The following is a 19,104-nucleotide window of genomic DNA, read 5'->3' on the forward strand; positions in this document are numbered from 1 at the left end:
CTCTCAGGACTCCGCTCCGGCAGCACGACGCTGCGCCTTGCCGAGCACGCTCACCAGGTAGCGCGCGGTGATGAACACGATGATCCAGAGCAGCAACATGTAGGTGCTGCCGCGGGAGTAGTCGAGGTTGATGATCGAGTCCTCGAACGCGCCGATCTGCAGGGTGCGGGTGGCCACCCCCGGACCGCCCGCCGTGAGCACGTAGATGTGGTCGAACACCTTGAGGTTGTCCATGAACCGGAAGATGACGGCCACCAGGATGTATGGCCACAGCATCGGCAGCATCAGCTTGCGGAACATGTAGAACCAGTTCGCGCCGTCGACCTCGGACGCCTCGAACGGCTCTCTGGGCAGTGACCGGATGCCCGCCAGCACGAGGATCGCCACGAACGGGGTGAAGATCCAGATGTCGACCAGGATGACCGAGAACAGCGCGTTGCCCGCCGACAGCCAGTCGAAGGTGTTGCCCAGCCCCAGAACGTGGTTGAGGATGCCGAACTGCGGGTTGAACATCAGCTTCCAGATGACGCCCGCGATCACCGGGGCGATCATCAGCGGCAGGATCAGCACCTTCTCGAAGATCTTGCCGATGATCGACGACCGGTTGAGCAGCAGCGCCAACCCGACACCGAGCACCGTCTCGATGGCCGTGGCGAGCACCGCGAAGATCGCGGTCACCTGCACGCTGCGCCAGAACACCTGGTCGCCGAGCACCGAGGCGAAGTTCTGGAACCAGACGAAGTGCGGGTCGGGATTGACCGCGGCGTAGTTGAGGAAGGCGTAGTACGCGCCGACGGCGAACGGGTAGAGAATCCCGATGACGATGACCAGGGCCGGGATCGAGAGCAGGTACGGGCGCAGCCTGCGGCGCCAGGTCGGCACCTCGGGCAGGTCGCGCCCCGGGACATGCGCCGGCTGCTCCGACGACGTCTCCGGTGCCTTGGGGGTCTGAGTTGTCATGTGCGCCACGGCTCCTAGAGGTTGACCTTGGAGGTGTTGGTCTTGGCGAGGCTGCGCAGCCGGGTGGCCGCGTCGTCGCCGCCGTAGATGTCCTGCAGCGCCACCGCCCAGCTCTGGGTGGTGTCGAAGAATTTCTTCTGCGGGGTGAACTGGATCTTCGACTCCCCGATCACCGTCTCGAATGCCTCGAGGTAGCCGAACTGGTCGGCGGCGACCCGCTTGAAGGTGCTGTCGAACACCGACTTGCGCACCGGATCGGCGTAGGTGCCGCCCTGGACGGCCTTGTTCATCGACTCCTTGCCGGTGGCCCACTGGATGAACAGCCAGGCGGGCAGCTTGTTCCGCGACGCCGAGCTCATCGCCCAGCTCCACGTCCAGAGATTCGTCTTGTAGTTGCCGTCGGGCCCTGCGGGTCCGGCGTACCAGGCGATGTTGCCCGCCTCCTTGCTCGCCCCCGGCTTGTTCTTCGGGTAGGTGGCGCTGTCGGCGTCGAACACCATCATCGCCTTGCCGTCACCGAGATCGCCGGTGGCATTGGGATAGTCGTAGGTGGTCCACGACGTCGGACCAGCCCGGTGCTGCAGGTCGATCCACTTCTCGGTGAAGTCGATGGCCTTGTCGCTGTCCATCTCGGCGACCAGTTCGGACCCGTTGAACGTGTAGTCCACCGCACCCTGGCGGGTGTACTGCGTCATGAAACCGGGATGGATGGTCGCCCACGACTTGGATCCGCGGGTGGACAGGCCGTACCGGTTCTCCGAGCGGTCGGTGAGGTCGACGGCGAGCTGGATGAAGTCGTCGAGGTTGTCGGGCAGCTTCTTGATGCCCTTCTCGTCGAAGACCCGCTTGTTGTAGGCCACCACGTTGTTCTCGAAACCCCACGGGATCGCCCACTGCCCACCGGTGCCCAGCGGGTTGCCGAGGGTGAAGTCCCATCGGGTTGACGTGCGCAGGCCGTCGAAGATGTCCTCGAAGTCGTACTCCGCGCTGGTGGCGGAACTGTTCTTCAGCCAGGGATCGAGGTCTTCGATCCAGCCGGGCGGGCCGTACTGCCAGATGAAGTACGCGCCGAGCATGAACGCGTCGTGCTTGCCCGAACCGCCGGCGAGCTCGGTGTTCAACTTGGTGAAGTAATCGGCTTCGGGCACCAGGTCGACGTTGACGTTGATGCCGGTGAGTTCGGTGAACTCCTGCAGCAGTGGCTGATACGACAGCTGGTAGGGGTGCGGGGTCTGCAGGATGTTGATCGTCGACCCGGCCGCCTTGCGCCAGTCGAACCCGCCGCTGATCTCCGACGCGCCGTTCGGCGCACCGGCCTTCCCGCCCACGCCGCAGGCCGACAGCACCGGCAGGCTAGCCGCGGCGGCTCCGGCGATGCCCATTGCGGTCAACAGGTCCCGCCGCGTCATCCGCGGGCCCGAGGGAGTGAATCGACTCATGTCTTCGGTCCTTCGCTCGTTCAGGCCGGGATCAACGAGACCTTGACGGACTCCTTGCCGCTCGCCACCAGGTCCAGACCCTTCTGGAAATCGGTGAGCGGCAGTTGGTGAGTGCAGATCTGATCCATCGGCAGCACACCGGACTCGATCATCTTGATGGCGGCCGGCCAGCAGTACGGGCCGAGGTGAGCGCCGAGGACGTCGAGCTCCTTGTCGTCGCTGATGATGCTCCAGTCCACGGTGACGTCGCTGCCGAAGACGCCGTACTCGACGTAGCGGCCGAGCTTGCGCAGCAGGTTCAGGCCCTGCGGCACCGCGGAGGTGTGGCCGGTCCCTTCGAGGTAGACGTCCGCGCCGTAGCCGTCGGTGAGGTCCTTGACGATCTGCTCGGCGTCCTGCTCGGCGATGTTGACGGTCAGGTCGGCGCCACAGCGGGTGGCGAGTTCCAGCTTCTCCGGCGCCATGTCGAGCGCGATCACCCGCATCGGGTTCTTGGCGCGTGCACCGGCGACCATGCCCAGGCCGATCGGGCCGCAGCCGGCGACCACCACGGTGTCCTCGAAGGTGATCTGGGCGCGCTCGACGGCGTGCAGGGCACACGACAGCGGCTCGGCGAATGCGGCGTGCGCGGGCGCGACATCGCCGGACACCTTGTGCACCAGCGCTTCCGCCGGATACACCATGTAGCTGGCCATCGCCCCGGGTGTGCGGCGCTTGAAGCCGTAGAGGTCGTGCGGCTGACACATGTGGTACTGGCCGCGCTTGCAGAACCGGCACTCCCAGCACGGCACGATCTGCTCGGAGACCACCCGGTCGCCGACCGCGATCCCCCAGCGCTGCGCGGCCTCGTCGTCGAGTTCGACCACCCGGCCGACGAATTCGTGCCCCGGGATCACCATGGTCTCGGCCCAGGCCGGCCGGTTCTCGTCACCCCAGAACTTGGCTGCGCCGTGGTAGCACTTCAGGTCGCTGGCACAGATGCCCACCGCCTCGACCCGGATGAGCGCTTCCCCGGGACCGCGCTGCGGCACGGCGACTTCCTCGAGTCGGTAGTCATGCGGGCCGTGGCACACCACTGCCTGCATCTTCTCGGGAATCTGTGCGGTCATCGCGGCTCCTCGGGATGTGGTTGCAGTCACACTAACCAACCCATGCACATATGTCCAGAACACTTGTTCAAGGAGAATTCGTTCAGGAACAGGTGTTCAAACTGCGGGTCGATGGCATACTCGGTGCGTGCCCCGGCCCGCACAGCCCGTCAGCCCGGCCGGTGTCGACGCCGCCGCCGCCGACGCCGATGCCGGTCACTTCTCGCCGTCCCTGCTGTACACGGCCGCCAAGCTCTACTACACCGAGGACGCCACCCAGGCGGACGTCGCCGCCCAGCTCGGCACCAGCCGTGCAACGGTGAGTCGTCTTCTCGCCGAAGCCAAACGGCGCGGCATCGTGCGCATCGAGGTCGTCCCACCCGCCGAAGTCGCCACCGGCGATCTGAGTGACCGGCTGATGCGCGCCCTGGCGCTGACGACGGTGTTCCTCAGCCACCCCCTGCCGAATCCGGGGCCGGGAAGGACGATCGTCGACGTGATGGGTGCAGCACTGGCACCCGCCGTCGGGCGTGCCCTCGGCGCGGCGGGGCTGCTGCCGGGCGACGTGCTGCTGGTGTCGTCGGGACGCACCGTCTACGAGGTGGCGCAGTACGAGATGCACGCACTGCCCGGCGTCCTCGTTGCGCCGACCGTGGGCGGCAACGACCAGCCCGAGGAGTGGTACCAGACCAACGAGATCACCCGGCTGGTGGCCAACCGCGTCAACGGCAGGCCGAACTACCTCTTCGCTCCGGCACTTCCGGGTGCGGACCTGTACCCGTCGCTGCTCAACGACCCGAGCATCCAGCGGGTGCTGCATCTGTGGCCGCAGGCCCGGTGCGCGCTCATGGGCGTCGGGGCGCCACCGCTCATGCGATCGGACATCCCCCGGTTCGTGCCCACCCGCTCGACCTCGCTGCGCGCCGCGGTCGGCGACGTCTGCTCCCGGTTCTACGACCGCGACGGTGAACCGGTCGACTTCGACGGCAGCGACCGGTTGATCGCCGTCGAACTGGATGCGCTGCGCCACATCCCGGTCACCATCGCGGTGGCCGTCGGGCCGGACAAGGTCGAGTCGATCATCGCCGGCGCCCGTGGCGGGTACTTCAATCAACTCGTCACCGATCCGGCGACGGCCGCGGCGATCCTCGACGCCGTCGACCGCGACGCCTGACCGGCGCTGCTCCCGAAAGGATTCCCGTGACTACGACCGCCGATGCGCGCTACTCCGGGGTGCTACGCCTGGACGGCAAACGCGCCCTGATCACCGGCGCGACCAAGGGTATCGGCGCCGACATCGCGCGGGCCTTCGCCGCCGCAGGCGCCGATCTGGTGCTCAGCGGACGCGACGAGGACGAACTCGATGCCGCACGCACCGCACTCTCGGATCGCTACGGTGCCCAGGTACGCACCGCGGCAGTCGACCTCGCGCACCTGGAGGGACCGGACACGCTCGCCGGAGTCGCCGCCGACGCGTTCGGCGGCCTCGACGTCCTCGTCAACAACGCCGGGATCTCGCACCCCCAGCCGGCCGTCGACACCGATCCCGCGCTGTTCGACGCCACCATCGCCGTCAATCTGCGGGCGCCTGCGCTGCTGGCCGCCGCCGTCGGTGCGGCGATGGTCCGGCAGGGCACCGGCGGCGCGATCATCACCGTCGCCTCCGCCGCCGCGCTGGCGCCGCTGCCCGACCATTACGCGTACTGCGCGTCGAAGGCGGGACTGGTCATGGCGACCAAGGTGCTCGCCCGCGAACTCGGCCCGCACGGCATCCGGGCAAACTCGGTGTGCCCGACGGTGGTGCTCACCGAGATGGGGCAGCGGGTGTGGGGCGAGGAGGCCAAGGCGGCTCCCATGCTCGCCCGTATCCCGTTGGGCCGCTTCGCCGTCCCGCACGAGGTCTCCGACGCGGTGGTGTGGCTCGCCTCCGATGCCGCGAGCATGGTCAACGGAGTCGACCTTCCGCTCGACGGCGGCTACACGATGGGCTGACCGCCCTGCTCGGCGGCCGCCAGCCGGTGAACCTGCTCGCGGGTGGCGGGGTACAGCTCCCGCCAGGTTTCGTAGAGGTCGTCGTACCGGGCCCGGTTGGCCGGATCGGGTTCGATCTCCGTGGCGATCCTGGCCCAGTCGGTGCTCGGCGGCACCAGGCCGACGCCGATCGCGGCGAGCAGCGCATCACCGTAACTCGCGCCGATCGCCTGCTCGGGAACCAGCTGCGGGCGGCCGGTGATGTCGGAGAGCGTCTGTGCCCAGACCGGACTCCGCAGGCCGCCGCCGACCGCCACCGTGCGGGCCGCCGAATGGGCGTCGTCGAATCGTTCCAGGATCTGCCGGATACCGAACGAGATGCCCTCGTACGCCGCACGGAACAGGTGACCGCGGCCGTGCCTCAGCGTCAGGCCGGCGACCACCCCGCGGGCCTGCGGGTCGAACACCGGCGTGCGCTCTCCGGCGAGGTACGGCAGCATCAGCAGGCCGTCGCTGCCCGGCGGCACGCTGCGCGCCTCGGCCATCAGATCGTCGAAACTCGCACCGCCGGTGACGTTCTGCAGCCACCCGATGAGGCTGCCCGCTGTCGACGTCCCCGCGGCCAGCGCGAGGGTGCCGGGTTCGACACCGGCTGTGGTCCACAGCGCCGGGTCGCTGTGATAGGTGTCGATGATCTGCACCAGGAACATCGTCGACCCGTACATCAGCATCTGGTCGCCCGGCCGCCGGACACCGACCGAGAATGCCTCGGAGTAGGCGTCGACCGTGCCTGCCGCCACAGGTGTGCCCGCGGGCACGCCGGTCGCCTCGGCCGCCGCCGGGGTCACCCGGCCCACCACGTCGCTCGGCCACACCAGCCGTGGCAGCGGCAGATGCCGGCAGATCCGGCGCGCCCATTCGTCGTTCCAGGCGAAGTCCCTGGTGGCGTAGAGCGGATCGCACTGGCTGGCGGTGTGATGGTCCATGACGTACTCGCCGGTGAGCTTGGCCGCGATGTAGGAGTTCGACCCGTACCAGCCGGTGGCGCGTTCGAAGACTTCGGGCTCGTGCCGGCGGACCCACTCCAGCTTGGGCCCGACGGCCTGGCTCGACAGCAGCGTGCCTGCCCGCTCGAGGATCGCCTCCTCGCCGAATTCTGCCGTCAGCGAGACGATTTCATCAGTGGCGCGGGTGTCGATGCCGTACAGGATCGCGGGACGCAGCGGCCGCAGGTCGCCGTCACACAGCACCAGGCACGGTCCGACACCGCTGACGCACATGCCGGCCAGCGCGGCGCCGGCGGGCAGTTGCGCCATCAAAACGGTGCTGATCTGGCAGACCTCGCGCCACCACAGCGCCTCGGCGTCGACCTCGGCCCATCCCGGGCGCGGCAGGCTCATCGCATGGGTGATCGTCTCCGACGCGATCACCGAACCCTCGGCGTCGACCAGCACGCCCTTGGTGCTTCCCGTGCCCATGTCGATTCCGAGCAGCAGATCCACGGTCCCGACCCTACGCGGTGGGCCTGCCCGGGCGTGGGCCGATCAGTGGGTGCGTGACGGGAACGGATCGTCGGAGAAGTCGATCTGCGCGTCGGGATTGCCGATCGCGGTCACCATCCCCGTCCCGAACGGTCCGAGGTGGTCGAACAGGGTGGCCGTGCCGACCGCGACGCCGTCGTCGACCCAGTGCGCGTCGGCCTGCACGCCCACCCAGTCGTCGACCGGCAACCGGGCCAGCGCCACGGTGAGATCGCCGTTGATGTAGCCGACACCGGCGGTGCCGAGATTGGTCACCAGGCTGGTGCCCTCGGCCACCATCGCCGCCCGGACGAACGGCGTGTTGTCCGTCCCCTCGACGACGTCCGCGGTGCGGTTCACGGTGCGCTTACGGGCTGCGTTCTGGTGGTCGACGATCGCATGGGACCAACCCACCCCGTCGCTGCCGATGTTGATCGGCCGGCCCTGGTCCAGGTCGGCGGGCGGAGCGAATTCTGTTGTCGCGGTCCACTCCTCGCCGCGCGGTTGCGCACCGCGCCGATACTGCACCAGCGTCGCGCGGGCCACCGTCACATCGCCCTGCACGATCTCGCATTCCGCGTTGCGCACCCGCCTGCCGTCGCGCACCAGCCGGGTGACGGTCTCGGTCGGCACTCCCCGTGCGGCGCGGAACAGGTCGACGGTGAGCCGGGCCGGCGTGAACTCCGGCGACCCGAAATGAGTCTCGAGTGCACGGGCGGCGAGTCCGACGACGGCCGGCCCGTTGAGATGGTCGGCACCCCAATGACTTTGCGCGAACCGCGTCGGCTGGAAGCGATCCTCGTCGAGCTGCGTGAAGTGCGCGGGTCGGGTCACCGGGGCATCTTCGCACAGACGCGTATCGTTCATCATCGCCGGACGGTGGTGGACACACGATGCGGCGATCACGGACAATCGAGAATGTGGACACCCGCCGGCTGCACCTGCTGCTGGCGCTGTCGCGGCTCGGCTCGATGCGGGCGGTCGCCGACGCGCACGGCCTGACCACATCGACGGTGTCGCAGCAGTTGGCCGCGCTGGCCCGGGACACCGATACCCGGCTCATCGAACCCGACGGCCGGCGCGTCCGACTGACCCCGGCCGGACGGCGGCTGGCCGACCACGCCGTGACGATCCTGGCTGCGGTCGACGCCGCGCGGCTCGACCTCGACCCCGAGGCCGACCCGGCAGGCACGCTGCGCGTCGGCGGGTTCGCCACCGGGATCCGGGTCTCACTGCTGCCGATCCTCGACGAACTCTCCCGCAGCCACCCCCAGGTCGAGGTGGTGATCAGCGAATACGAACCGATCGAGGCGTTCCGCCTGCTCGCCGACGACGACCTCGACCTGGCGCTGACCTACGAGTACGACCTCGCGCCCGCATCACCGGACGCCGTCCTCGAGGCGGTTCCGCTGTGGACCACACCGTGGGGCCTCGGGGTGCCCGACTATGACCCCAGCGACACCGCCGACCTCCGCGACTTCGCGGATCGCCGCTGGATCGTCAACTCCCGCAACACCGCCGACGAGGACGCTGTCCGCACCCTGGCGTCGCTGGCCGGATTCACCCCGACCATCGCCCACCAGATCGACAGCCTCGAACTCGTCGAGGACCTGATCAGGACCGGCTACGGCGTCGGACTGCTGCCCGTGCACCGGCCGACGGGACCCGGCGTGCGGGTGCTGCCGCTGACCGAACCCGCCGTCATGCTCACCGCCTTCGCGGTCACCCGGCGCGGCCGCTCCACCTGGCCGCCGCTGCGGCTGGTGCTCGACCGGCTGCGGCCGCGCGGCAATCCGGTGCCCGCCGAATCGTGGCCGAGGCCTGCGGCCCGCCACTGAGCGAATTCGGAGACCTCTGTCTCGCAACCGCTTACGTCACTGGCCGAGCGTCAGCGGCTGCGCGGCGCGGTACTGGTCCAGCACGGCAGGGGTGGCGTCGGCGGTGTAGGACGCCGTGATGCCGAAGGACCATTCCGGTGGCTCCCCGCCGGCGGACAGCGTCCACGCCGCCTGCCGCGCGGCGCCGAGCGCCACGTACTCCCCCGGGGTCGGGACGTGGACGGGCCTGCCCCAGATCGCGGGGGCGATCTTGCGCACGGCCCGGGATCGGGCCCCGCCGCCCACCAGGATGATGCGCTCCACCGCCACACCCTGCGCCGAGATCTTGTCGATGCAGTAGGCCATCGACGCCAGCAGGCCCTCGACCGCCGCCCGTGCCATGTTGGCGGAGGTGAGGTTGCGGGTCGTCACCCCCTGCACGGCGCCCGCGGACTCGGGCAGGTTCGGCGAGCGCTCCCCGTCGAGGTAGGGCACCAGGGTCAGGCCCTCGGCCCCCGGCAGCGCCGACAGTGCCAGCCGGTCGAGTTCGTCGAAATCCACCCGCAGCATGGCGGCCACCGCGGCCAGCACCGGTGCGCCGTTGAGTGTGCACACCAGGGGCAGCTGACGGCCGGTGGCATCGGCGAATCCGGCGACGATGCCTTCCGCGTCGTGGGGTGCGGTGTGGCCGACCGCGCTGACCACCCCCGACGTTCCCAGCGAGATCACGCAGTCCCCCGGCTGGGCCCCGAGGCCGAACGCGGCGGCGGCGTTGTCCCCCGCTCCGGGCCCGAGCACCGCGCCCGCCGGCGTGCGGCCGGCCTCGTCGTGGGGTCCGAGCACGGTCGGCAGCGACGGACGGCGGCCCCGCGTCGCCAGCTCCAGCAGCCCGTCGTCGTAGGCATCACGTTCCGCCGAGAAGTATCCGGTGCCGCTGGCGTCGCTGCGGTCGGTGCGCAGGTCGGCGATGTCGGTGGAGCCGGACAGCCGCCACGTCAGCCAGTCGTGCGGCAGACACACCGCCGCCGTCGCGTCGGCGCTGGAGGGTTCGTCATCGGCCAGCCAGCGCAATTTCGCCGCGGTGATCGAGGCGACCGGAACGACACCGATCCGGTCGGCCCACGCGGCGCCGCCGCCGAGTTCGCCGACCAGATCCGCGGCGGCCGAGGCGGACCGGGTGTCGTTCCACAGCAGTGCATCTCGTACCACCGAACCGTGCCGGTCGAGACAGACCATGCCGTGCTGTTGCGCGCCGACGGCGACGGCGGCGACGTCGTCTAGGCCGCCCGCGGCGCTGACGGTGGCCTGCAGCGCCGACCACCACAGCTGCGGGTCGACCTCGGTGCCCTCGGGATGCGGCGACGACGCCGCGCGCACCACCTCGCCGGTCTCGGCGTCGCAGATCACCAACTTGCAGGACTGCGTCGACGAGTCGAACCCCGCAACGAGCGTCACCGCCACCTCCTCGACTCGGGTCGTCTCGACAGCCTAGTCAGCACCGCCGATGATTCCGGGCCGCTGCGCGAGTCGGTATCGGCATGCGAAAACTCGTCATCACCCAGAACGTGACGCTGGACGGATCGATCGAGATGCTCGATGACTGGTTCGATCCACAGGTCCAGGACGACGAACTCCTCGAAGAGACGCACCGCCAGGACCGGCAGTCCGATGCCCTGCTGCTCGGCCGGCGGACGTTCGAGGATTTCCGGGAGTACTGGCCCGCGCAGTCCGAGGACAGCACCGGCATCACCGACTGCCTCAACAAGGTCGCCAAGTATGTGGTGTCGTCGACGATGACGGACCCCGGCTGGGCGAACTCGACCGTGCTGCGCGGAGATCCGGTCGCCGAGATGGCAGATCTGAAGTCCCGACCCGGCCGCGACATCGTGGTCACCGGCAGCATCACGCTCACCCATCTGCTCATCGCGGCCGGATCGGTCGACGAGTTCCGGTTGTCGGTCTACCCCGCCGTGCAGGGCCGCGGGCGGCCGCTGTTCCCCGACGGCACCGCGCTCCCGCGGCTCTCGGTGCTCGAGCCGGCACGCACCTTCGCCTCGGGCGTCACATTGCTGAAGTACGGCGCCTGCTGACTTCGCCGAAGCGGGGTGCTCCGATGACCCTGCTGCGAGAATGGCCGGTGTGGACGTCGAGCACCCGGGTGCCGGGCGATGGGATGACGATCGCGACGAGACCGAGGCGCAGCGACTGGACCGCAACTGGTCGAGCCTGCTGCAGGAGCTGCGCGTGGCGCAGACCGGGGTGCAGCTGCTGACGGGCTTCCTGCTCACGCTGCCGTTCCAGGCCCGGTTCCCCCAGCTCGACGCGGTGATGCGGATGGTGTACCTGATCACCGTGGCCTGTTCGGTGGGCGCCACGGTGTTGCTGGTTGCGCCGGTCGGCATGCACCGGTTGTTGTTCCGGCGGCACCGGATGGAGGCGCTGGTGTCCGCCTCGCACCGGTACGCGATCTGGGGCCTGCTGCTGCTGGGCGCCGCACTCACCGGAGTCGCGGTCGTCATCTTCGACACCGTCGCGGGGCGCACCGGGGCGTGGATCGCCGGAGCCGCCACGTTGCTGGCGTTGAACACCTTCTGGTTCGCGCTGCCGCTGTGGGGACGACGCAAGACCGACACGTCCTATTGAGGCAGATCAGGGTTTGTGAAGCCGATGCCGTGGGAACCCCCGGGCCATGTTGATTCGACGAGTCGCGCGCCCCATGTTGTCTGCCGTTTTCATCGGGCGCGGCGTTGATGCGCTGCGGAGCCCCAAGCCCGCCGCCGACGCCGCCCGACCGACGCTCGACGGCCTGAGCAAGCTGCCGGATCCGGTCGGCCCCAATGTCCCGTCCGACGCCGAGACGGTCGCCAAGGTCACCGCCGCCGTGCAGATCGGTGGCGGCCTGCTGCTGGCGACGGGCAAGCTGCCGCGGTTCGCCTCGGCCGCACTCGCCCTGAGCGTGGTGCCGGGAAGCCTCGGCGCCCACGCGTTCTGGACCGAGACCGAGCCGGGCCGCAAAGCCGACGAGCGTCGCGCGTTCCTCACCGACATCAGCCTCATCGGCGGCCTGATCATCGCCGCCGTCGATACCGAGGGCAGGCCGTCACTGGGCTGGCGGGGCCGCCGCGCTGCCCGCAAGGTCTCCGTCGCGGTCTCCTCCGCGCTTCCGGTGGGTGCGGCCGCGGGCAACTCGCTGACCGACAGTGAACTGGCTGACAAGGTCGGCCACGGCCTGCAGGTCGGCGCCGAGCGCGGCCGCGAGCTCGCACAGATCGCCCGTGAGCGCGGCGCCGAGTTCGCCGAGGTCGCGGGCAAGCGTGGTGCCGAGTGGGCCGATGTGGCCCGTGAGCGCGGCGCCGAGCTCGCCGACGTCGCGAGCAAGCGCGGCGCCGAACTGGCCGACGTCGCGAGCAAGCGCAGCGCCGAACTCGCCGAGGTGGCGCGGGAACGCGGATACGAGTGGGCCGACGTCGCACGCGACCGGGCTCCGGAGCTCGCCGACGCGGCCGCCAAGCGCAGCGCCGCCGTCGCCGACGCCGCCCGATACCGGGCCGAAGACATCGCCGGCGCCACCCGCAAGGAACTGAAGAAGACCCGCAAGGAACTCAACAAGCAGCAGAAGCGCCTGCGCTGACACCGAAATCCGTCACCGCCCGAGCGGCCGTCGCCCCTTCCCGGCGCCCGCTCGGGCGGTACATTCGCATCCACCCATCCTGATCAGGAGTGAATGCGATGACTTCAGGCGAGTACGGTTCCCCGTCCGGTTCCTACGGCTCGCCCGGAGCGGGTGCGCCCGGCGCGTTGCTGCCACGGTTCCTGGCCCGGCTGATCGACGGTGTTCTCGTCGGGATCGTCTCCGGGCTGCTCATCGTGCTGACCGACACCATGTCGAGCTTCTGGGCGTCGGGGCTCTTCACCGGCGTGCCGATGTTCCTCTACTTCTTCGTGTTCGAGATGACCCAGGGCTGGACCCCGGGCAAGAAGCTGCTCGGCCTGCACGTGCGTGGCGCAGGCGGCGCCCCGAGGCCGACCGCCCGCGAAGCCGCGATCCGCAACGCGTTCACCGTCCTCACCATCATCCCGCTGGTGGGCGGCTTGCTGGCGTTCGTGGCGATGATCGTCATCGCGGTGACCATCAACAGCAGCCCGACCAAGCAGGGCAAACACGACGAGCTGGCCGGCGGGACGCAGGTCATCAAGGGCTGACGGCCTGCGTCCGCTAGGTGCGGCGCGGTTCGGCAGTCCCCCCTGGTCCGCGCGCGTCAACAAAAGTTGACGCATGCACCTGCTTGAACCCGCCGCCAGCGGCGACGATCAGGATGATGCGGCAGTGGTTAACTGCCATGGTGGGCAGACAACCGAATCTCGCGCGCCGCTTCTTCGACCGGTTCGAGCCGGTGCACGCCGTCACGTACTTCGCCCCGGAGGCACGGGCCGCGATGGACGCGCTCGGGTACCGCGGCTTCTGGATGGGGTACTTCGCCGCCCGCTCCGCGCCACTGGGGCCGGTCCCCGCAGAAGTGGTGACCGCCGTGTTCTACAACTTCGCACCCGCGCGGGTGGCCAAGGCGCTGCCCGCGGCCTGGGAAGTGGCCGGCCCTGCCGAGGCGCTGCGCGCGCGTGAGGAGTCGGCCGTCGCGGCGCTGCGCCGCTACGGCCTGGTCGACGACGACGGCCTGCGCACCGCAGCCGAACTCGCGGCCAAGGCGGCCGTCGCGGCGCCGGTCGACGGCCGGCCGCTGTTCGCCGCCAACCTGTCGTTGGACTGGCCCACCGATCCTCTGGCGCGGTTGTGGCACGCGGTGACGCTGCTGCGCGAACACCGGGGTGATGCGCACGTCGCGGTGCTCGCCGCCGCGGGCATCAGCGGCCGCGAGTGCAATGTGCTGCACGCCGCCGCGGGCAAGGTGCCCGCCGAGATGATCATGCGCAGTAGGGATTACGACGAGCAGCAGTGGGCCGAGCACCAGAGCCGGCTCGCCGGCCGCGGCCTGATCGACGCTGACGGTGGGCTCACCGATGCCGGCCGGGCGCTCAAGCAGCACATCGAGGACACCACCGATGCGCTGTCGCTCTCGGCGCTCGACGGCCTCACCGACGACGAGGTGGAGCTGCTGTTCCAGACGCTGACACCACTCGCCCGCGCCGTCGTGGCGGGTGGCGACCTGCCCCAGGCCACCCCGATGGGCCTCAACCGCAACGACCTCGACGACGACGGCGCCGGACTCAGGACTTCTTGACGGGGTCGTGGCCCCAATTCTTCAACGAGTAACGCCACGCCGAGTCTTCGATGTCGCCTGACGGCCGTTGCGCCAGATGGCGTCTGGCGTAACCGACGACCTTGCGCATGTGGGCGTAGTCGTCGTCGGACAGGTCGGATTTCTTGGCCTCGAGGATCTTGACGATGTGCCTGCCACTCTCGTGGCCGGTGGACTCGCCGCCGCCGGACTTCTGGCCCACCGACTTCGAATCATCTGAGTCCAGCCACTTCTGCAGCTCCGACGCGGTCATGTTGACGACATCGTGGAATTCGTCCCACGTCTGCTTGTGGTCCTCGTCCTGCTTGGTGTCGTCCTTCTTGGTGTCACTGTCGGCCATCGGTCACTTCTTCTTCAGTGCGCCCGGCTTGTGGACGGCGTCGTTACCGCTCTTCTCGCTCTTGACCCGGTACTGCGGCTCGTCCTTGGACGCCTTGACCTTGCGGCCGGCGGCCTCTTTCTCCGAGGTGATCTTCTCCTGGACGGTGCCCTCGGCGGTGCTGCCGTGGCTCTGCCAGCTGACCTTGTCGCCCTTCTTGAAATCTTCGCTCATGCAGCGGCGGGTACCCGTCGGCCCTGCCGTCATTCGCGGCGTCCGGAATCCGTCACAATTCAGCGCGGCGCGTACATGATCACGCCGACGCCGATGAGGCTCACCACCGCGCCCGTGATGTCCCACCGGTCCGGGCGAAAGCCGTCGGCGACCATCCCCCACGCCAGCGAGCCGGCGATGAACACACCGCCGTAGGCGGCCAGCACCCTGCCGAACTGGGCGTCGGGCTGGAAGGCCGCGACGAATCCGTAGGCACCGAGGGCGATCACCCCCAATCCGACCCACCCCCAGCCGCGGTGTTCCCGTACGCCCTGCCAGACCAGCCAGGCGCCGCCGATCTCCAGCAGCGCCGCGAGCACGAACAACATCACCGACTTGGCCACGACCATGCCCGTCAGCCTGCCGCGAGCGTGCAAATTTGTCGGTGATTGAGGGCGTGTCGGGCCGCAGACACGCACGCTCGGCCAGCGCTAGCCGAGGTTGCGGTTCCACTCCAGCCAGCCCACGCCGGTGCGACCGTCGGCGAGCGTGACGGCCGCCCAGGCGCGCGGGAAGTGGCTGACGCGGCCGTCGTCGGCCGTCAGCCGCACCGGCGCGAAACCGCGCAGGTCAACGGTGGCGTCCACGTCGCCGGGCGACATCGTCAACCTGGTGGTGACGGGCAGGCCGTTCTCGGCGAACGTCGCCTGCGCGCTCACGGTCGCCGTCTCCTGCAGCGGCGCTCCCGCCGGTTGGACGTAGCCGACACTCATCGGCGGCACCCCCGGGATGCGCAGGTCGACGCCGTGCAGATGGGTGCCGTCGTCGAGGTGCAGCGCACTCCAGACCCAGTCCATCGACCACCAGTCGCGTACCCCCCATGAGTGGTCGCGCTGCCCGGGTGTGTCGCGCACCGTCACGGTCCGACCGTCGGCGGTGACCGAACCCGACACCGTGCAGGCGATCTCGTAGCGGGGGGTGATGCGGTACTGGTAGGGCGTGCCGACGGTGGTCCAGGTGAGGTCCATCGTCAACTCGGCCGGACGCCCCTGCGCGCCGTCGAGCAGCGCGCCCGCGTCGTCGAACGCCTGGCCACCGCCCCGCACGGTCACCCGGAAGCTGCGCAGCGGATCGTCGGCCGCCATGGTGATCTCGGCACCGTCACCGCGGGCCAGGAACGGGTCCTCGGGCAGTGGCGCCTCGAAGTCGAGGACGGCGACGGTCGGCATGTCGGGCCCGCAGATCAGCGCGTTGAGCCAGGCCGTGCGCCGGTTCGGGTACAGGCCGACCCTGACCCAGCCGCCGATGCCCTGGCCGGCGTCGGCGAAGTCGAAATACCAGCTCTCGTTCCACAATTCCTCGTCGCCGGGGTGGTGCGCGCCCTCGTCGTCGGTCGAGGGCTGCAAGGCTTCGGGCGGCTGCGCCGACGGGAGCACGTCGAGCGCGCCGGTGTCCAGCACATGGGAGCAGTGCCGGGCGAGCATGGTCATGAACATCCGGTCACCGCGGTCGGTGCGCTCGACGAGCATCGACGACACGATCGCCATCATCACGCCGAAGAAGCTCTGCCGCCGGACGCCGTCCCGTACACCGTCGAGGCTGACCGGCGACTGCGGGCCGAGCGCCTCGTGGTACGCCCGCAGCAGGTCGTCGTAGTGGTCGCGGCGCCCCGACTCCGACAGGGCGCAGCCCAGGAAGTAGGCCACATCGGTGAAGGCCGGGCCCCACGTGACGGTCTGCCAGTCCACCACCGTCAACGGGCGGTCGGCGCCTGCCTGACCGAACAGCATGTTGTCGAGCCGGTAGTCACCGTGCACCAGCCCCGCGATGCGTTGCGCGGCGGCCTCTTCGGCGAGGTAGGCGTCGAAGCTCGCCACCAGCCGCTCGCACACCTCGCGGTGTTCGGGTGCGATCGACTCGGCGTACCGCTCGGCGAAGCCGGCCCACAACGCCGCGATCAGGCCTTGATTCAACGGCGACTCCCTGTTGAGCCAGTCCGCGTCGGCCAGGGCGGGGTCACCGAGCAGCGGCCCGTGCACCCGGCCCAGTTCGGTCAGCGCGAGGGCGGCCTGTTCGATTGTGGCGCCGCGGATTTCGTCACCCACGACGGCGGGCGCGGCGTCGCCGAGGACGAGGTGGAACGTCCCGTTCGCGGGATCGTAGGCGGCGTGGTGGCAGGGCGCGACCGGGCCGCCGAGTCGCGGGGCGATGTCGGTGTAGAACCGCACCTCGCGTTCGTAGAGTCCCATCGCCAGTCCGGTCTGCCTGCTGTTGGCGTCGGTCGCGGCGACCTTGAGGACCACCGACTCCGGGCCGGTGGCCGCGTCGTCGGCGTACCGCAGCGCGACGCGGTAGCACTCGCTCATCTGGCCGGTGCCGATGCGTTCGAAGGAGAAGTCGGCGACGCGCCCCGCGCCGATCGCCGTGGTCAGCCAGTCGGCGGTGAGGTCGGCCGGCTGTTCGATCACCAGGTCGTCACGTGCATCCACCGGATGAACGTAGCAGTGGGGTGGATCACACTGTTGACGGGTGTCAATCAGTGCGGCGCGCTGGTGGTGGAAGGCGTATGGCAGTGCTGCGGCGGCGCGGCAGGCACGTCGAGTGCGGGGTTGCGATCGAAGAAGCCGTAGGGCTTGAGCCAGAACGACACCACGTCCACCGGCATCACCGGCCAGTCCTCCGGTCGGGTGATGTGATGGATGCCGAAGACGTACCACAGCACCACGTCGGTGTTGTCGATCGGCCGGTTCGCCTTCGTCCACTCGCCCAGCCCGGTGTCGGTCTCCGACTGGTTGACGAATTCGCCTGCGGGCCAACGTTCGTCCGGGCTGTTCGGCGTCACCCACAGGGTGTGGCCGATGACGTTGGCGCGCCGCAGCACCGGCGACGCCGGATCGAACATCGGCGGGAGCGCCCCGGTGGGGGTCAGCTTGTAGGACGGGTGGGTGCCCAACCCGTTGACGACGTTGGTGTTCACCACCTTCCAGCCGCGCTGGGAGGCGAAGTCGACGTCCTGCATGCCGTCGGCCTCGGTGCGCAAAGGCACCTCGCGCAGCAGCACCGACAGGCCGTAGGGGTTGGCGGGTCCGATCGGCTCGGCGTAGGACTCGGTGCGGTAAACGGTGTTCTCGCTGCCGTCGACGTCGAGGTCGAGCCGCGCCACCAGGAAGTGCTGGTGGAACGGCGCATACGTGCGGTCGTCGACCAGCGTGCCGTTCGGATGGGGCTGGCCTGGCGCGAGCGGGGTGGTGACCATGATCCCGGTCGCGCGCACCTCGCATTCGATGTTGCCGTCCTGGTAGAGCCGCCAGTACACCAGGTACTCGTAGTTCGCGACCGTGACGTGGAACGACACGGTGAGCCGCCGCATCCGGCGTACCTCGGCGCCCGCGTCGTGGTCGACGTGCTTCCACAGGACCGCGTTGTCCTCCTCGTGGATACAGATCGCGTTGGTGATCGTGTAGGGCACGCCGCGACTGTCGTGCAGCACGGCGTCCAGATAGCGGATCTCACCGAGGCAGTCACAGCCGAGTTCCAGGGAGGTCGTCATGAAGCCGAGGCCCCACTCGCCGATGTCGAAAGCGGTGCGGCGGTAGTGGTCCTGCGACGAGTCCCGGTACGGCACCACCATCTCGGCGAACGACAACCGGTGCGCCACCGACCGGTCGCGGTCGCCGTCCCGGTAGGACACCGTGTGCAGTGTCATCCCTTCGCGGTGGTTGAACCCGATCCGCAGCGACCAGTTCTGCCACTGCAGCAGATTGCCGTCGAGCCGGAACGAGGTGCCCTCCGGCTGGGTGATGTGCAGCGGCGCCAGCGGCTCGCGGCGCCATGCCGACCTGATCCGCTCGGGGATGTGGCTCGGCGCGTATTCACCCATGACGTCCGGCAATTCGGCGCCGCCACCGGCGAACGGGCCGGTGTCCTCGATCCGGAGCAACGACATGGCGTTGAGGTCGACGACGCAGTGCAGCCCGCTGACCAGGTGCGCGTACGGGTTCGCACCCGGTGCGCCGCGCAGCCAGGTGTCCGACCAGCCGATCCGGCGGTCACGGAATTCCGGTGGAGCGACAGCGTTTCCGTACGTCCAGGTGTCCATGAACACCAGTTCGAGGTCGGTGATGCCGCGGCGGGCGAGGGCGGCGATCAGGTCCGGGTGCGACCGCAGCATCCGATCGCACTCGGCGAACTCGTCGACGGTGAAGTTCGCCTGCACGCCGGGTAGATGCGTGAACGACTCGACCCGATCGCCCGTCAGCGACACCACACCCTTGTAGGTGCTGTTCGTGGCTCGCTGCAGACAGATCACCGTGGCGCGGCGCGGCGGCCGGGTGCCCGAGGCGGCGAACTCCCGAAGCTCCGCCTTGCCCGGTTCCGCCAGTTCGACCGAGGCGAACCGCCAGCCGTCGTCGACGTCGGTGTCGCGACGCAGTATCGCCGCCACCGCCGCGAATTCGTCTGCGGCCAGGGGATCCAGAGGGTGCACGCGCTCACGCAATCACATCCGGCGGCGCCCCGCAGC

The 19,104-nt window shown here is 69.4% G+C and carries 19 protein-coding genes; 8 read left to right on the forward strand and 11 right to left on the reverse strand.

The window, feature by feature from the left end:
• Window positions 1–3 precede the first annotated feature (3 nt).
• From AB0K11_RS20040 to eltD, 3 genes are read right to left on the reverse strand one after another with little or no spacing between them, the layout of a single operon-like run.
• Window positions 4–960, reverse strand: coding sequence for a sugar ABC transporter permease (locus tag AB0K11_RS20040; protein WP_364980707.1), 957 nt, complete (start codon window positions 958–960; stop codon window positions 4–6).
• Between the two features lie 14 nt (window positions 961–974).
• Window positions 975–2,399, reverse strand: a complete 1,425-nt coding sequence (locus tag AB0K11_RS20045) for an extracellular solute-binding protein (RefSeq protein WP_364980710.1) — start codon at window positions 2,397–2,399, stop codon at window positions 975–977.
• A gap of 20 nt (window positions 2,400–2,419) precedes the next feature.
• On the reverse strand, window positions 2,420–3,508 hold the full coding sequence (gene eltD, locus AB0K11_RS20050) for an erythritol/L-threitol dehyrogenase (RefSeq protein WP_364980713.1): 1,089 nt from the start codon (window positions 3,506–3,508) through the stop codon (window positions 2,420–2,422).
• A gap of 127 nt (window positions 3,509–3,635) precedes the next feature.
• Here eltD and AB0K11_RS20055 point away from each other — a divergent pair, with 127 nt between their 5' ends.
• Window positions 3,636–4,661, forward strand: coding sequence for a sugar-binding domain-containing protein (locus AB0K11_RS20055; protein WP_364980716.1), 1,026 nt, complete (start codon window positions 3,636–3,638; stop codon window positions 4,659–4,661).
• A 26-nt stretch (window positions 4,662–4,687) separates the two neighbouring features.
• On the forward strand, window positions 4,688–5,479 hold the full coding sequence (locus AB0K11_RS20060) for a glucose 1-dehydrogenase (RefSeq protein WP_364980719.1): 792 nt from the start codon (window positions 4,688–4,690) through the stop codon (window positions 5,477–5,479).
• On the opposite strand, the gene AB0K11_RS20065 is transcribed toward AB0K11_RS20060, so the two are convergent.
• The gene (locus AB0K11_RS20065) at window positions 5,464–6,960 is read right to left on the reverse strand and encodes an FGGY-family carbohydrate kinase (protein WP_364980722.1); all 1,497 of its coding nucleotides are present in this window, start codon (window positions 6,958–6,960) and stop codon (window positions 5,464–5,466) included. The genes AB0K11_RS20060 and AB0K11_RS20065 overlap by 16 nt on opposite strands.
• Before the next feature lie 42 nt (window positions 6,961–7,002).
• Entirely contained in the window at window positions 7,003–7,845 is an 843-nt protein-coding gene (locus AB0K11_RS20070) for an acyl-CoA thioesterase domain-containing protein (RefSeq protein ID WP_364981810.1), read from the reverse strand.
• Window positions 7,846–7,898: 53 nt separating this feature from the next.
• Here AB0K11_RS20070 and AB0K11_RS20075 point away from each other — a divergent pair, with 53 nt between their 5' ends.
• Complete coding sequence (locus tag AB0K11_RS20075; protein ID WP_364980725.1) at window positions 7,899–8,816, forward strand: LysR family transcriptional regulator; 918 nt, start codon at window positions 7,899–7,901, stop codon at window positions 8,814–8,816.
• Between the two features lie 36 nt (window positions 8,817–8,852).
• Here AB0K11_RS20075 and AB0K11_RS20080 read toward each other — a convergent pair whose 3' ends face one another.
• Window positions 8,853–10,250: an FGGY family carbohydrate kinase gene (locus AB0K11_RS20080; protein ID WP_364980728.1), complete on the reverse strand. Its 1,398-nt coding sequence runs from the start codon at window positions 10,248–10,250 to the stop codon at window positions 8,853–8,855.
• A gap of 83 nt (window positions 10,251–10,333) precedes the next feature.
• Here AB0K11_RS20080 and AB0K11_RS20085 point away from each other — a divergent pair, with 83 nt between their 5' ends.
• From AB0K11_RS20085 to AB0K11_RS20105, 5 genes are all read left to right on the forward strand, one after another.
• A complete protein-coding gene (locus AB0K11_RS20085; RefSeq protein ID WP_364980731.1) occupies window positions 10,334–10,885 on the forward strand; it encodes a dihydrofolate reductase family protein in 552 nt (183 codons plus the stop codon).
• Between the two features lie 49 nt (window positions 10,886–10,934).
• Window positions 10,935–11,438 (forward strand): DUF6328 family protein, encoded by a 504-nt coding sequence (locus tag AB0K11_RS20090; RefSeq protein ID WP_364980734.1) that lies wholly within the window; start codon window positions 10,935–10,937, stop codon window positions 11,436–11,438.
• A 46-nt stretch (window positions 11,439–11,484) separates the two neighbouring features.
• The gene (locus AB0K11_RS20095; RefSeq protein ID WP_364980737.1) at window positions 11,485–12,426 is read left to right on the forward strand and encodes a DoxX family protein; all 942 of its coding nucleotides are present in this window, start codon (window positions 11,485–11,487) and stop codon (window positions 12,424–12,426) included.
• Window positions 12,427–12,524: 98 nt separating this feature from the next.
• Window positions 12,525–12,998 (forward strand): RDD family protein, encoded by a 474-nt coding sequence (locus AB0K11_RS20100; RefSeq protein ID WP_364980740.1) that lies wholly within the window; start codon window positions 12,525–12,527, stop codon window positions 12,996–12,998.
• 140 nt (window positions 12,999–13,138) lie between these two features.
• Window positions 13,139–14,032 carry a hypothetical protein gene (locus AB0K11_RS20105; RefSeq protein ID WP_364980743.1) on the forward strand — a complete coding sequence of 298 codons (894 nt, stop codon included), beginning with the start codon at window positions 13,139–13,141 and terminating at the stop codon, window positions 14,030–14,032.
• Here the strand turns inward: AB0K11_RS20105 and AB0K11_RS20110 are convergent.
• From AB0K11_RS20110 to AB0K11_RS20130, 5 genes are all read right to left on the reverse strand, one after another.
• Window positions 14,019–14,390 carry a DUF3140 domain-containing protein gene (locus AB0K11_RS20110; protein WP_364980746.1) on the reverse strand — a complete coding sequence of 124 codons (372 nt, stop codon included), beginning with the start codon at window positions 14,388–14,390 and terminating at the stop codon, window positions 14,019–14,021. The two genes, AB0K11_RS20105 and AB0K11_RS20110, sit on opposite strands and share 14 nt — an antisense overlap.
• Before the next feature lie 3 nt (window positions 14,391–14,393).
• A complete protein-coding gene (locus AB0K11_RS20115; RefSeq protein WP_364980748.1) occupies window positions 14,394–14,603 on the reverse strand; it encodes a DUF2945 domain-containing protein in 210 nt (69 codons plus the stop codon).
• 59 nt (window positions 14,604–14,662) lie between these two features.
• Window positions 14,663–14,992 (reverse strand): YnfA family protein, encoded by a 330-nt coding sequence (locus AB0K11_RS20120; RefSeq protein WP_364980751.1) that lies wholly within the window; start codon window positions 14,990–14,992, stop codon window positions 14,663–14,665.
• 81 nt (window positions 14,993–15,073) lie between these two features.
• Window positions 15,074–17,071 carry a phosphotransferase gene (locus tag AB0K11_RS20125; protein ID WP_364980752.1) on the reverse strand — a complete coding sequence of 666 codons (1,998 nt, stop codon included), beginning with the start codon at window positions 17,069–17,071 and terminating at the stop codon, window positions 15,074–15,076.
• Window positions 17,072–17,118: 47 nt separating this feature from the next.
• Window positions 17,119–19,080, reverse strand: coding sequence for a primary-amine oxidase (locus AB0K11_RS20130; RefSeq protein WP_364980755.1), 1,962 nt, complete (start codon window positions 19,078–19,080; stop codon window positions 17,119–17,121).
• Window positions 19,081–19,104 lie beyond the last annotated feature (24 nt).

It is taken from the genome of Mycobacterium sp. NPDC050551 (assembly GCF_040674075.1).
In the GTDB taxonomy this organism is placed as follows: Bacteria; Actinomycetota; Actinomycetes; order Mycobacteriales; family Mycobacteriaceae; genus Mycobacterium.